Below are 14346 nucleotides of genomic sequence, written 5' to 3'. Positions count from 1 at the left end.
ACAGGTAAACCGCAAGGCTTCTGCTTTTTTATTTAATACCCTATTCGTTATTTATGATTTTCAGTCCGTCTGTTTTTTTAATTTATTTTTTAAAAGCATAACTGCGCCGTACAACACCACAATGCCGATTATAAACACAAAGAAATGGTAATCCAGCACATCCATAAAGGCGTACAGCGTTGTTTCTCTGGGCATTAGAGGCAGGCTTGCAAAAACTCCAAGTATGACGGTATTCAAAAGCCAAAAACGCCCGAATAAATTCCATAGGAAGGCTATAAACATACCTAATAGGAAGCTTATTATAAACACTCCGACATATCCGAAGTCCACATAATTTTCCACCACATAGGATGTTCCTCTTCCTTCTCCGGCAAGGTAACTGCTTCCCTGAACCACATAGGATATGGCGTGGGCAAAGCTGTGACTGTTATAGGCACTTCTAAAGCAGTTGCCTGAACCAATATAGTCCGGGTCTGTTCCCAAAACAATGTTGCCCAGTTTGCCGTATACATAATTATCGTAAAGAGGGCCGAAAGAAAAGTATCTCGGCTCGCCGGGAATCCAGTCCTCATAGGCTATTCCCTGAAGCACAGTGTCGTAGGTTGTACCCTGTTTAAACAAAAAGTCTACTGCAATTTCTGAGGGGTTTAAGTCAACAGCCTCTCCGGAACGCAGGTAATTCATAACACCCATTCCCAAAATAACCACAGGAATGGCGATTATTATCATAGCTTTTTCAATCTTTCCAATCCACTTTTTGCCCTTTGGCAGACGCTCTCTGTTGCGTATTACAAAGTACACAAAGGCAAAAACTGCTTTCAGCATAAACGGATTTCTAAGTCCGATAATAAGCATCGGAATACCGGACAGCACATATGCTCCCAAAACCACATAGCTTATCTTCTTGTTTGGTTTTGTAGCCAAAAATGCAAACACGCTGAAATCGTAAAATCCGGCAACCAGATTGATTATATAAGGAACTCTCGGCTGATATTCAGAATAATACGCCTCATAGGCTTTTCCTCTCATAAACAGCAGGGCGTCCAGCTCTTTTATACCAAAACAGAGCAAACAGCCAACCATAACCACAAAGGTTATAATACCCATAACCTTTAAGTCTATCTTAGGAAGCTTCTTTCTTGCTTTTTTCTCTTTTCGGCGTAAACGTGGAAATAATTTTTCGGCAGCTACAGTTCCCAAAAGCAATGCAACCATACTGAACAAAATACAGTTTAAGGCTGTTATATTTGTGGTAGGCCCGAATATATTGTACCATGCAGATTGTCTTAGCATGTAAATAGTGGGTCTTGAAAGCAGAAACATAAAAATCATTACATTAAATAAGAGGAACATCACTCTCTTTTTGTAATTTACTGCTCCGTAAACTATATTGCACGCAAAAATCAAAAGCAAATTGCAAAGCAATACATTGTATAAATCTGTAGTTGAAAAATACCAATATGTGCCTAAAAGTATCAGATATACAGCTGAGAATATCACACCGGACTTTGAAAAATATTTTTTTAAATTCAGTTTGTCCATATGTTATCCACCTATATTTTTCTATACATCTCTTTTAAGAAACCTATATTTATTGAAATATCTCCCAAGAAGCTGTTTTCCATAGGAAGTGAATTGTGTATTCCATCGCCTGCGTCATAGGTTTCAAGATGGCAGACTTCGTAGTTTGTAAGTCCTAAAATTCCATCTTCAAGCTTTTCAATCTCTTCCTCATTTTTTCTTATAGCTTCATGTCCGATTATATCATACTGCTCTATTTCAACATATTTTATTTTCTCATACTGGTCCTTGGTATTCAGCATAATGCTCAGCTCGAAGCCGTCCTCTGTACGGTATACATACTGAGAAATTACAGGGCTGTATGTGTCCATCTTATGCATTTTATCCTTTGCACTTTCAAGTGCTTCCATTGCAAGGTGCAGGTCAATCTCACATGCGGCAAACAGGTCGCTGTCCTCAACGGGAACACCGTTTTCATCCAGCTCTGTTTCAAGAAGCTGGTCTATTGTCATGGACTTTCCTATTGCGTAATCCTCAAAGGCCTCCATCTGGTCTCTCCAGTCGCCCTTATAGCCCTCATAGCACAAGCCATAGGACTCTCCCTGCTCCTTTACGGACATGACATTTGTATCATCGCCCTTAAATTCATTGAGGTTGATTGAAAGATAGGTAATCTTACCGTCCTTATCAACACCAACACCGAGATATACAACGTTTACTCCGTCCTCTGTCTCCTCAATAGCGGAAGAAAAAGCAACGCTTGCGGCTTTTGGCTTTTGTCTTTCACGTTTTAAGGATGTGTTTTCCTGGCTCTGACAGCCCGTGAAACAGAATAAAATCATTGTAAAAGCTAACAATAAAGAGATTTTCTTCAAATAAATCATTCCTTCTGTGTCAAATAATTTTTGTATGATTTCTCACAGTCAATAATGACGCCATCGTGTGAATAGTAAGCGGCAGAGCCTTTTTTCGGCACAACCATATAATCACTGCCGTATACATTCGTCAGATATCCGTCATAACCGTTCATAACTTTTACGGTAAGAGAACCGAAAGGCTTTTCACATCCGGGAGTAAACCACTCCTTGGGATGAAACATAACCTTGTCCCCCTCCATATCCATATAATAATCGCCTGTGGTCTGAAAGCTGTCCAAAAGCTTTTTGCACCAGCGGTTTTTTCTCTTTCTTCCTGCTATACCATAGAAAACAGCCATCACCTTTTGATAGATGCCCTCCTTTTTTATTGCATAGTAGGGCAAATATCCCATTCTTCTTAAAAGGGTAACTCTTTTCTGGATTTTTTCTGTTTTTTCAGGCAGCTGTGCATCAAAGAGCGGGAAAATATCAATTCCTATTCCCCAGTTCATAGGAATGTCGCTGTCCTTTTTATTCATGGAGGTTGTGGACGTCTTTCTCACCTTAGGATATACCAAAAAATAATTGGGATCTGTTTCCATATCCTGATAAAAATAATCCTTTGGCAGCTCCTTTAAACAGTATTCTTTAAACTTATCAAGCTGTGAATAAGGGATGTAAACATCAATATCGTCGTCCCAGGGAATAAAATTATTGTGACGAACTGCACCAAGACAGCTGCCCCATGCCATGTAGTAATCTATATTATGGCGTTTGCATACAGCAATCATCTGTTCCAATACATCAGCAAGCTGTTCCTGTAACTGTTTAAGCTCCTGATTTACTTCCTGACCCATATTTAACCTCATTTCTCTATCGGTTTACTTCTTATTTAAAAGCAATAAGCTTTCTGTAAAGTCCGCCGCTGACCATAAGAACCACAGCTGAAAGCTTTCTGCTTTTATGGAAATACGGACATTTCATAATAAAAGAAAAATTACTGCGTAGATATTTTATAATCTCACGGCGCTTTTTTATGTCCTCGGGATCACTCAAATCAATCATCTTATCAAGAACATTAAAATACGCCCAGATAACACGCATTTTAGCTTCGTATTCAACGGAAGGGAAGTTTTCCTTTACAATCTCATAGTTTCTCTCCCAAGCCTCTATGGTGTTATAATTTTTAGCGCTGAATTTTGTGGTGGTGATACTGTTTTCCCTGTGAATATAATAATAAACCGCATCATTTACAAGGACAACACGGCTGCACTGTGAAAGCAGGTCCAAAATAACAAATCCATCCTCTGTTATTTTCCCCACAGGATAGCGCACATTATCAAACAGGCTCTTTTTATAGAGCTTATTTACAGCCCATACGCTGGCTTTTTCGGCAATCAAAATTTCCTTCATTGCCTCTTCCCTTGTGTAAACCTCCACCTTGTCGGAAGATTCAAACTTTGGAATAACCCCGCCGTAACAGTCCAGCACTCTGCACATTGACATATCGGCTGAATTTGAAGTAATCGCATCATAAAGTCGCTCATACATATTTTCGCTGATAAAGTCATCGCTGTCTATAAATCCTATAAACTCCGCCTTTGCGTGTTCTATACCGTAGTTTCTTGCGGAACTAAGTCCGCCGTTTTCCTTGTGGAATACGGTTATTCTTGAATCTTTTTTTGCGTATTCATCGCATATTTTGCCTGAATCGTCTTTAGAGCCGTCATCAATCAACAGCAGTTCAAAGTCCTTAAAGGTCTGCTTTAAAACTGAGTCAATGGCTTTAGGCAGATATTCGCTGACGTTATAAACCGGCATTACAATACTGATTTTCATTTTCCACCTCTGCTGATTACATCGTCCCACATTTCTACAACATGGCAAAGCAAAAATTTTGACTGATATTCCCTGCAATTTAAGGACATCTCTTCCAAACGCTTTGAATCTCTCAGTAAATCCACCATTTTAACGGCAAAAAGCTCGGTGTCATAGCAGGGGACAAGCAAACCGTTTTCACCGTTTGCAATTATCTCGTTAGCCCCTGTTTTTACATCGAAGCTAATCATAGGCAGACATTTTGCCAATGACTCCAGCAAAACTACAGGCAATCCCTCACGGTATGAGGTGAGAGCAAAAACCGCTGCGTCCTCATAAACCGGCTTCAAGTCCGTAGCTGAACCCATAAGCAAAATATTTTTATCTAAATTTTCTTTTTCTATCTGTTCTTTGTAAAAATCAAATTCCGGCCCGTCCCCGTAAACCTTCCATTTAAGGTCAGGTTCAATGGACACAGCCTTTTTTGCTATCTTTAAAAGCAAATCAATTCCCTTTTCCTCCGAAAAACGTGTTACGGAAAGCACCGTACCGTTTTGGGGATTGTACGGGATATCCCTATTAAGGAAACTATCCTCTATAGGGTTTGGTATGGTTAAAAGCTTATCCTTAGGGGTCTTGAAAATCTTGTGATAGTCGTTCTCTGTGGTTTTTGTAAGAGATACTATGCGGTCGGCGCATTTTGCGGTAACCTTTCTGAAAAAAGTCGCCTTTTTATCATCAAGCTGGTTGCAAAGGGCGCCATGGTCTGCAAACACATGGTATCTGCCTATTCCGATGTTGGCAAGTGATGTTATGAAGCCTGCAATCACTCCCAAAGACAATACACAGTCGTACTTATTCTTTTTCAAAACCTTTCTAAGGTTTTTGCGGGAATCCGCCAAAAGCTGGCGGATTCTAACACTTTCTCTTATTGTATATATTACCTTAATATCATTTGGAAAATCATAATAAAAAGACTGGTTTGTCTTTCCCAGACTTACTATTGTAACATCATACATGCGGACAAATTCACTGCACAAAACACTGCAAATTTTCTGAACTCCGCCCATTGTGGTGATATCGTTGATCACAACGGCAAGCTTTTTCCTACTCATAACGCTCTCCTTTTTATAATCTTCTTAAACAAATCTAAATAATAAAGGAACTCTTTCTTATTTAAAATAAGGGAAACAATTATAATCAGCGTAAGGGAAACCACACCTACAACCACTGCCTTGACAATAAGCATCCAGAATGATGTAACAGCTATCCAGGAGCTTAAAAGCATTGTCACTGCGCATACGCCCACAAGGCTCAAAAGATAAACTGTGTAGGAAATGAAATAGCTGGCGGTTTTTCTTCCGAAACCGTTTCGGTACAATACCAAAGGTTCAATCCACATATTTACAAAAAGATGGCTGCATATAGTGCCTATCAAAACGCCCACAAGCTCAAGATGCGGGGCTAAAATAATGGAAACCACCAGATTTACAAGTCCCTCAGCCAACGGGCGGAAACGGTCCTCGTGATAAATACCCATTGCTTCTTTAAATGTCAGCAAAGAAGAACGCATACCTGTCATGTAAAATTTCAAAACCAGCAATGTAACAACAAGCTGGCTCAACAGCATGTTTTCACCGAATACAACGGCGATAAAGTCGCTTATCAAACAGTACACGCACACGGAAATTACACCCATAAGCAGGAAGTTGAAATAGTAAACCTTTTTGAATACTTCAAAGGACTCTTCCTGGGTGGACTGTGCGTTGAAGTTTCCCACACTTGAGGTTATGGAGGAAAACAGCTGTGTGATAAGGGTTGAAAATGCGTTGGTTACATACACATAGTTTGTATACATACCAACCGTTACAATTCCGATAAACTTGGAAATAATCAATGAGTCCGTTGAAGAAACACACACACCGCCTACCTTATGAAAAACAAGAGCTTTAACATTGCGCTTCATATTCTTCATAATGCCTTCGTCTATCTTGCAGTCCTTGTATTCCTTGAGATACGGATACATTTTCTTGGTTTTTATGGAAAGCAGTACGTTTTCCAGTAATGTAAATATAATCTGAATAACTAAGTACAGAATAAAGTTCTTTGTAGCAACCAAAACGGCAATTTGCAGTACGTTCATAGCCACATACAAGCCGTAGTGATAAATAATCGTGATGTATTTTTTCTGATCTGCAATAATCAGATTTTGTTTGTATGAATTAAAATATGAAAAAGATGAATTCAAAACAAACAAGAAGAATATAAGATAGATATTTTCCACACTGGAAATATCACCTGTTATAAAGCTTTTAATAAAGGGCGTCAGACACAATCCGATTCCCAAAATTACAAATCCCAGTATTGTGTAGATTTTCTTGTACAATCGCATAATTGCGCCGATCTGCTCTCGGTCGTTTTCTGCAAGAGGTTTGTAAAGACTGTAAACAATGGCAGGACCGATTCCCAGCTCCACCAAAGACATCATCGACAAAATTTGCGTAAATAAGCTGTTGATACCCAGCAGTGTTTCGCCAAGCATCATCAAAAAAATTCTTCTTGAAACAAATGTAATTACTATATTTATAGTCTGCGCAACAGTTGCGGCCACCGCATTGATTGCGGAATTTCTTGTTCGTTCCAAAGTAATCAACTCCTTTCAAAAACAATGCAGAAATTTAATTGTTTAAACAACTCTTTCAATTACTGACTTTTAATCAGTCCTGTTGTTTTCTCAGAAGCTTAATAAATATCCATTTTCTGATTTTTTTCGGCATTAAAGCAACTACAAACTGTACACCCAATGTGTACATATAATCTCCGTAAGAGGCAAGTCCAAGCTTATACACTTTTTTTCTGCTGGCTTTATACTTTTTAAAATATGCGTATCCGCCTCTTCGTTCAATCATCGCCAAGCCTGTGCGGGCATACACCAAAGGCTCTGCAATGTTTTTTCCCTTTGCGCCGGAAAGTATCATGCGTGTCCACAGCATGTCGTCCTCCATAAGCGGCGCATGTTCATAATTTCCGGCTTTAAGCACGGAACTCTTTTTAAACATTACCGTCATATGGTTATATGCGCTTCTTCTTTTTTGGTAAGCTATAATCTCTTCGTTTGTAAGGGGAACCTTTCTTTCCGACAGAACATTGGTTACATCCCCTTCAAATTCGATAATATAGCTTCCGCAGATATCAAGATCCTTGTCCTGCTGAAACTCCCTCAGCTGCTTTTCAAATCTCTCGGGGACACAGATATCGTCTGTGTCCATTCTGGCAATTATCTCGTTGCTGCAATTTACCACGCCCTCTTTCAATGCAAGTCCAAGACCTATATTTTCAGAAAGAGGGACTCTCTTTATAAGGTTTTCATACTTTTTTTCATATTCGTCCAGCACGCTGTACAGCTCATCTGTCAGCGGTCCGTCCTCTACAACAACCCATTCATCTGCCTGTACTGTCTGTTTCAAAAGACTTTCAAAACATTCACGCAGATATTCGGGCTTTTCTTTTATATAAACAGACATTAAAACGGAAATCGGCTCTTTTGTTTGCAGGAACTTCTCATCTCTTCCCATATGATCTTCCTCCATATATCTCCTACCGTGCTTATTCTGCTACCGCTGTCACAGTTCGAATCATAACACGAATATCATAGAAAAATCCGAAATTTTTCAAATACTCAAGATTATACTTCATTTTTTCCGGCAGGATTTGCTTAACATAAACATCGTCCGGGGAAACAGCGTCCTTTAAAAGACGGTCTTCGTCCTTGTAAGCAATGCTTGCAGTTGATGTAACACCGGCAGGCAAAAGCAATGTAGCCATCATTTCCGGAGTATAGCAGTTTACGTACTTTTCAACCTCAGGGCGTGTTCCTACAAATGACATTTCACCCTTTAAAATATTCAAAAGCTGAGGTATTTCATCTAAGCGGCATTTGCGCAGACGGTTTCCTGTTTTTGTAATACGGCTGTCGTTGTCAACTGTTACCTGTGTGCCAAGCTTTTCCGCATCTGTAACCATTGTACGGAACTTAAATATACGGAATGTCTTTCCGTACTGGGTTACACGAACCTGTCTGAACATGACCGGCCCCTTTGAGTCGGTTTTTATCATGATACTTATTACAAGAAACACCGGTGACAGCAAAATCAAAAGAATAAGAGAAACTATAATATCAAACACTCTTTTGATTATCAGACTTGCCGTTTTCCTCTTCAATGCAAGATAATACGGTTTTACCTCATCAGTTTTCATAACATCGGGAAGCTTGTCCCATTTTTTCATAATCATTTATTCGACTCCTTGAGCACGCCTGCAAATGTATTTATTACACGTTCTGCCTGTTCGTCTGTCAATTTTGTATGAAGCGGCAAAGTAATCTCGCATTTATACAAATCATAAGCATTTGGATAATCTTCAATCTTAAATCCAAGATTCTTATAAGCTGTAAGCAAAGGCAACGGCTTATAATGTACGTTTGTTGCAATGTCTTTTTCAGCCATCTTTTCAATAATGAGGTTTCTTTCCTCTGCACTCTTGCCAAGCATATAAACCAAATACAGATGTCCGCTGGATTGATGGTCATCATCATAGTGATTAAGTACTCTAACCGGCATATTTTCAAGTGCCTTGTTATACATAGAAACGATATGTTTTCTTCTTTCAAGCATTGACGGATATCTTCTCAGCTGTGCCAAACCAATAGCCGCCATAATATCTGTCATATTACATTTATATCCAGGCAAAAGGATATCATACTCCCATTGTCCAACTTTTGTCTTTGAAAGAGCATCCTTAGTCTGTCCGTGAAGAGAATAAAGCATAAAGAAACGATAGATCTCCTCGGAGCTGTAGTTTGGAATTTCTCTCCATGTAACTGCGCCGCCCTCTGCTGTTGTGAGGTTTTTAACGGCATGGAAAGAAAAAGCTGTAAAGTCGGCAATTTCTCCGCACATTTTACCCTTTCTCATTGCACCGAAAGCATGGGAAGCGTCGGCAATAACAGCAATACGTCCCATAGCCTCCTGCACCTTGTTTGCAGGACGGAACATTGCTTTTTTCTCATTTACAATTTCATATATTTTTTCATAGTCGCAAACAACTCCTGCCAAATCAACAGGAATAATAGCTTTTGTTTTTTCCGTAATTTTTTCTGCCAGCTGTTCGTAGTCCATCTCGCAGGAACCCGGAGCAGTATCAACAAGAACAAGTTTTGCGCCTACATGACACACAATGCTTGCTGAAGCTGTATAGGTGTAAGCACTTGTAATAACCTCATCTCCCGCTCCAATGCCTAGAAAATGTAACACTCCTTCCAAACAAGCAGTAGCTGAGTTCAGACAGACCGCTTTTTCAGTGTGACAAAAGGAAGCAATCTCCTTTTCAAACTGTTTTGTCTTTGGTCCTGTGGTAATCCAGCCGCTTTTCAGGGTATCGACAACCTCTGCAATCTCTGCTTCTGTAATATCGGGTGGTGAAAATGGAATTAGCATTTTTAAACGTCCTTTCTTTGCGTAAGCGAAAACAAATTACTTTTCATCCGCTCCGCTTTCATTACATCTTTTAGTCAGATAGACGAGAACACGAAAAAGTCGGAACCAATGCCTGCAAACAGCAAAGCAGCTGATGTGTATCGCCTTTTTCTACTGTATCGTGCAGTTTTTCAAGCATTTTATCAAATTCTTCCGTATCTACATGTATTTGCTTTCCTATAAAAATTTTATGATTAAGTGTAGACTTTAATCCTTCTTCATTCATCAAAAGCTCTTCAAAAAGCTTTTCTCCCGGTCTAAGGCCGGTAAATTTAATTTCTATATCCTTATAAGGCTCTTTTCCGTACAGACGGATAAGATTTTCTGCAAGGGTTGTTATTTTAACCGGTTCGCCCATGTCAAGCACGAAAATTTCTCCGCCCTTTGCCATGGCTCCTGCCTGCAAAATAAGTGAAACAGCCTCAGGAATTGTCATAAAATAACGAATAATGTCAGGGTGAGTTACAGTAACAGGCCCGCCCTCTTCAATCTGCTTTCTAAATAAAGGAATAACAGAACCGTTTGAGCCTAAAACATTTCCGAATCTAACTGCAACAAATTCAGTGCCCTTTGAAATTTCTGCATTGTACTGAACTATCATCTCACAGCAGCGTTTTGTAGCTCCCATAACATTTGTAGGGTTTACCGCCTTATCGGTAGAAACCAAAACAAATTTCCTTACATTATATTTATTGGCAAGGCCTGCCACATTAAACGTACCGAATATATTGTTTTTTACAGCCTCGTCAGGGTCGTCCTCCATAAGAGGAACATGCTTATGAGCCGCCGCATGGAATACCAAATCCGGATGATACTCCTCAAACAGTCTGTCCATTTTTTCATAATCACGTACAGAAGCAATACGCACTTCCAAAGGCAGTGTGTTTCCGTATTTTCTCAAAAGCTCCTGCTGAATACTATAGGCATTATTTTCGTATATGTCTATAAGCACAAGCTTTTTAGGCTTATACTGTACTATCTGACGGCACAGCTCTGAACCTATGGAGCCACCGCCGCCTGTTACCATGCAAACACTGTCGTTTATAAGATTTTCCACCTGCACATTGTCAAACTGTGTGGGCTCTCTTCCCAAAAGGTCTTCAATTCTTATATCCTGTGCCTGAGAAATCAATTCTTTTTCAAAAATCAGCTTGTGAATATAAGGCAGTATCTTAACCTTACATCCTGTTGTAGAGCATAAATGCAAAATCCTCTTTCTTTCCTCCTTGTCACAGGATGGAATTGCGAAAAAAATAGCCTCTATTTTATGCTCTTTACAAAGCTTTGGTATCTCATCTGTCGGCCCGTAAACATTGATACCGTGAATACTTCTTCCTATCTTTTCTTTATCATCATCTACAACGCATACAGGCGTATAAGCACATCCCGGTATACTCATCATTTCTCTTAAAATACTCTGACATGCCTGTCCTCCGCCTATAATCATAGAGCGTTGTTTTGACGCTTTGTTCATACGTGCGTCCGACGTATCAACCAAATATAAATATAAAAATCTCGCTCCAATCACTGCCAAAACTGAAATGCCGCCGGCAATAATCGGGTACATTACCGTTTCTAACTGCTGTGCTACAATCAGGATTACTCCGGAAATAACCGTACCCGACAGCACACTGAATACACAATAAATTAAATCTATTATATCAGCATAACGCCAAACCTTATTATATGTGCCCCACGCTACAAGTGAAAGCATGTTGCATACTATAAAAACAGAAGCGTTCCAGAATACACCTTTCGTTGTCATCGGAATATGGGCGGTGAACACAACCATAAAATACGAAATAACACAGGCTGCCACCAATACCAACAGGTCAATCCCCATCAGCATCAATTTTCTCTGTCCCAAATTTTTCAAATTACCTTCCTCGCATTTCATTTAATAATATCGAGTCTTAAAACATTTATATTTCCCTATAGTTTTTAAAAAATTTCCCAAAACACTTTTTACACATAATTTACACTATATCATATATTACCACCTCAACCCTTAAAAATCAATACATCACGCATTACATCACGTATTTTTCGGAAAAAAAGACAAAGTAACTGTATAAAACACAGTACCTTCTCAATAATTGACATATATAAAATGAACAAAAATATCACAAAAGTTCAGAAAGAAGATTTTATTTTATGCTAATTTGAACTTTCCTTTCCATAAAATTCATCATTTTGAACAACTCTTTTCTATCTCATATCAATTCAAAAGCTATTTATTTTTACTTTTTAGAAATATTATCTTTATTTATTATTCCTTTATGGAACTATCTAATCCTACAATTTGATGATTACATAAGAATAAATATAAAAATAACCGTGGTTCAAAATTTAAGAACCACGGTTGTTGTTTTTACTTATTAAAATTCAAACCCAAATGCAAGCGAGTCATTCCAAGTCGCTTAACAAAACGTCTCGCCCATCGTGTGCAGAACTTAATTTATAAACACAAGTCATGCACGGTGGATATAGAAAATAAGGTCTCGCCCGCCTTGAAACGACGTTTATTTCTAAGTCTGACTTTTGCAAGGCGGAACTAAAAATCAAACGTTGAAGCGGAAGAGGACTATGTCGCCGTCTTTCATTACGTAGTCTTTGCCTTCGCTTCTTACAAGGCCTTTTTCCTTTGCGGCGGTCATGCTTCCGCATGCCATAAGGTCGTCAAATGCTATAACCTCGGCACGGATGAAGCCACGCTCGAAATCGGAGTGGATTTTTCCTGCTGCCTGCGGAGCTTTTGTTCCCTTTGTGATTGTCCATGCTCTTACCTCAGGCTTGCCGGCGGTAAGGTAGGAAATAAGTCCCAGGAGAGAGTAGCACTCTTTTATAAGTCTGTCCAAACCGGACTCTGCAAGTCCCATGTCGGCAAGGAACATCTCTTTTTCCTCTTTGTCCATCTCTACGATTTCGGCTTCTATCTCTGCGCAGATCGGCAAAACTGCTGCGTGCTCTTCTGCGGCGATTGCTTCAACCTTTTTCAAGCCCTCGTTGTTCTCTATTCCGTTGGAGAAATCCTCTTCGCTCATGTTTGCGGCATATATAATAGGTTTGTTGGTGAGGAGAGCAACTGTGGAAAGAAGCTCCTTTTCCTCTTCTGTACATTCAACACTGCGGGCGGATTTACCCTCGTTGAGAACGTCACGTACACGGGTGAAGAAATCAACCTCTGCCTGATATTTCTTGTCGGCTTTTGTCATTTTCTGAGCCTTGTCTATTCTGCGGTTGATAATTTCAACGTCGGAGAGAATAAGCTCAAGGTTTATTGTTTCTATATCACGAACCGGGTCGATGCTTCCTTCAACGTGGATAATGTCGTCATTTTCAAAGCATCTTACAACATGAACTATTGCGTCACATTCTCTTATATTAGAAAGGAACTTGTTTCCAAGACCCTCGCCCTTTGATGCGCCCTTTACAAGTCCTGCAATGTCAACAAATTCGATTGTTGCAGGTGTGTACTTGTCAGGGTCGTACATTTCAGCAAGCTTGTCAAGTCTTGAGTCCGGAACTGCAACAACGCCGATGTTTGGCTCTATTGTGCAGAAAGGATAGTTTGCAGACTGTGCGCCTGCATTTGTTATAGCGTTAAAAAGTGTGCTTTTTCCTACGTTAGGCAAACCAACGATACCCAGCTTCATTTTATCTACTCCTTCATAAAAACGGTTGATTATTTTCAAGCGATAATGTATTATTTATTGGTGGGCGGCTGTTTAAAAATCTACCGCCTCAATCTCTAAAGCATGAGAAAAATTCTCGCATTACAAGGTATTATATCACAAATTTTGCTGTTATACAACAGTAATATCCCTTTGAAAATGCCTTTAATATAGAAAAGGAAAAGATAAGGAAGTGTTTTTATGGCACACGAAAAAAACTTGAAAATAAAATATAAAGCGGTTTTGTTTGACCTTGACGGAACATTAAGCGAAAGCGCACCGGGAATAAGATATTCCCTTGAGGAAACATTAAAAAAGATGGGACAGCCTGTGCCGGATTTAAGCGACTATAGCGTTTATGTAGGCCCTCCTCTTATCAACACACTTATGAATCTCTGTTCCATGACCAAGGAAGAAGCGGAAAATGCAACAGAAATTTACCGTGGAATTTACAACACAGTTGGAAAATACAAAAACAAGCTTTATGACGGCATAGAGGAGCTTCTCACAGCTTTAAAGAACAGCGGCGCAAAAATCGCAGTTGCAACCTCTAAGTACGAGCCTTTCGCCGAGGATGTTATAAAAATAATCGGCGCATATGATTATTTCGACAAAATCTGTGGTTCAAACCTGGACGGAAGCCGCAAGGACAAAAAGGATATTGTGGAATACGCAAGAAAAGAGCTGGGACTCAGCGAAAACGATAAAATGGTTCTGGTTGGCGACACCTTTTATGATACAAAGGGAGCTTTAGCAGCAGGAATAGATTTTATCGGCGTAAATTACGGATACGGCAATAAAAATCTGATGGTTGAATCAGGCGGAAAAAACTTTGCCGACACACCTATGGATATTTTAAAATTTTTAACTGAATAAAATCTGTCATTTAAGGCTTTTCAGAAACATATACATCAACAAAGAATATTTTTAGAGGTGATGTAT

The 14346-nt window shown here is 39.4% G+C and carries 12 protein-coding genes; 1 reads left to right on the top strand and 11 read right to left on the bottom strand.

Annotated elements, in window-relative coordinates; translation table 11 throughout:
- Positions 1-60 precede the first annotated feature (60 nt).
- The 11 genes from B5F08_RS04290 to ychF all read right to left on the bottom strand — a co-directional run bounded on the left by B5F08_RS04290 (position 61) and on the right by ychF (position 13386).
- Complete coding sequence (locus B5F08_RS04290) at positions 61-1542, bottom strand: O-antigen polysaccharide polymerase Wzy family protein (protein ID WP_087376718.1); 1482 nt, start codon at positions 1540-1542, stop codon at positions 61-63.
- Between the two features lie 11 nt (positions 1543-1553).
- A complete protein-coding gene (locus B5F08_RS04285; protein ID WP_158096215.1) occupies positions 1554-2405 on the bottom strand; it encodes a hypothetical protein in 852 nt (283 codons plus the stop codon).
- Positions 2402-3235, bottom strand: a complete 834-nt coding sequence (locus B5F08_RS04280; protein WP_158096214.1) for a LicD family protein — start codon at positions 3233-3235, stop codon at positions 2402-2404. The genes B5F08_RS04285 and B5F08_RS04280 overlap by 4 nt, the downstream gene beginning before the upstream one ends.
- A gap of 31 nt (positions 3236-3266) precedes the next feature.
- Positions 3267-4217 (bottom strand): glycosyltransferase family 2 protein, encoded by a 951-nt coding sequence (locus B5F08_RS04275; RefSeq protein WP_087376712.1) that lies wholly within the window; start codon positions 4215-4217, stop codon positions 3267-3269.
- Positions 4214-5311 (bottom strand): glycosyltransferase, encoded by a 1098-nt coding sequence (locus B5F08_RS04270; protein WP_087376710.1) that lies wholly within the window; start codon positions 5309-5311, stop codon positions 4214-4216. Before B5F08_RS04270 ends, B5F08_RS04275 begins: the two co-directional genes overlap by 4 nt.
- Complete coding sequence (locus B5F08_RS04265) at positions 5308-6840, bottom strand: lipopolysaccharide biosynthesis protein (RefSeq protein ID WP_087376708.1); 1533 nt, start codon at positions 6838-6840, stop codon at positions 5308-5310. The genes B5F08_RS04270 and B5F08_RS04265 overlap by 4 nt, the downstream gene beginning before the upstream one ends.
- 73 nt (positions 6841-6913) lie before the next feature.
- Positions 6914-7771 carry a glycosyltransferase gene (locus B5F08_RS04260; RefSeq protein WP_087376884.1) on the bottom strand — a complete coding sequence of 286 codons (858 nt, stop codon included), beginning with the start codon at positions 7769-7771 and terminating at the stop codon, positions 6914-6916.
- A gap of 31 nt (positions 7772-7802) precedes the next feature.
- Positions 7803-8489 (bottom strand): sugar transferase, encoded by a 687-nt coding sequence (locus tag B5F08_RS04255; RefSeq protein ID WP_442856056.1) that lies wholly within the window; start codon positions 8487-8489, stop codon positions 7803-7805.
- A complete protein-coding gene (locus tag B5F08_RS04250; protein WP_087376706.1) occupies positions 8486-9691 on the bottom strand; it encodes a DegT/DnrJ/EryC1/StrS family aminotransferase in 1206 nt (401 codons plus the stop codon). Before B5F08_RS04250 ends, B5F08_RS04255 begins: the two co-directional genes overlap by 4 nt.
- Before the next feature lie 70 nt (positions 9692-9761).
- Positions 9762-11606 carry a polysaccharide biosynthesis protein gene (locus tag B5F08_RS04245; RefSeq protein WP_242968269.1) on the bottom strand — a complete coding sequence of 615 codons (1845 nt, stop codon included), beginning with the start codon at positions 11604-11606 and terminating at the stop codon, positions 9762-9764.
- A 685-nt stretch (positions 11607-12291) separates the two neighbouring features.
- Positions 12292-13386, bottom strand: a complete 1095-nt coding sequence (ychF, locus tag B5F08_RS04240; protein WP_087376702.1) for a redox-regulated ATPase YchF — start codon at positions 13384-13386, stop codon at positions 12292-12294.
- Positions 13387-13605: 219 nt separating this feature from the next.
- On the opposite strand from ychF, the gene B5F08_RS04235 reads away from it, so the two are divergent.
- A complete protein-coding gene (locus B5F08_RS04235) occupies positions 13606-14280 on the top strand; it encodes an HAD-IA family hydrolase (protein WP_087376700.1) in 675 nt (224 codons plus the stop codon).
- Positions 14281-14346: the final 66 nt, after the last annotated feature.

The sequence above is a fragment of the Anaeromassilibacillus sp. An172 genome, assembly GCF_002160515.1.
Classification (GTDB): Bacteria; Bacillota; Clostridia; order Oscillospirales; family Acutalibacteraceae; genus Limousia; species Limousia pullorum.
This window is presented reverse-complemented; position numbering and strand designations above follow the sequence as displayed.

Excerpts from the sequence above, each read along its gene's own strand:
- B5F08_RS04235 (WP_087376700.1), top strand. The coding sequence starts at position 13,606 with ATGGCACACGAAAAAAACTTGAAAATAAAATATAAAGCGGTTTTGTTT.
- B5F08_RS04290 (WP_087376718.1), bottom strand. The coding sequence starts at position 1,542 with ATGGACAAACTGAATTTAAAAAAATATTTTTCAAAGTCCGGTGTGATA.
- B5F08_RS04270 (WP_087376710.1), bottom strand. The coding sequence starts at position 5,311 with ATGAGTAGGAAAAAGCTTGCCGTTGTGATCAACGATATCACCACAATG.
- B5F08_RS04280 (WP_158096214.1), bottom strand. The coding sequence starts at position 3,235 with ATGGGTCAGGAAGTAAATCAGGAGCTTAAACAGTTACAGGAACAGCTT.
- ychF (WP_087376702.1), bottom strand. The coding sequence starts at position 13,386 with ATGAAGCTGGGTATCGTTGGTTTGCCTAACGTAGGAAAAAGCACACTT.
- B5F08_RS04255 (WP_442856056.1), bottom strand. The coding sequence starts at position 8,489 with ATGATTATGAAAAAATGGGACAAGCTTCCCGATGTTATGAAAACTGAT.
- B5F08_RS04260 (WP_087376884.1), bottom strand. The coding sequence starts at position 7,771 with ATGGGAAGAGATGAGAAGTTCCTGCAAACAAAAGAGCCGATTTCCGTT.
- B5F08_RS04275 (WP_087376712.1), bottom strand. The coding sequence starts at position 4,217 with ATGAAAATCAGTATTGTAATGCCGGTTTATAACGTCAGCGAATATCTG.
- B5F08_RS04285 (WP_158096215.1), bottom strand. The coding sequence starts at position 2,405 with ATGATTTATTTGAAGAAAATCTCTTTATTGTTAGCTTTTACAATGATT.
- B5F08_RS04250 (WP_087376706.1), bottom strand. The coding sequence starts at position 9,691 with ATGCTAATTCCATTTTCACCACCCGATATTACAGAAGCAGAGATTGCA.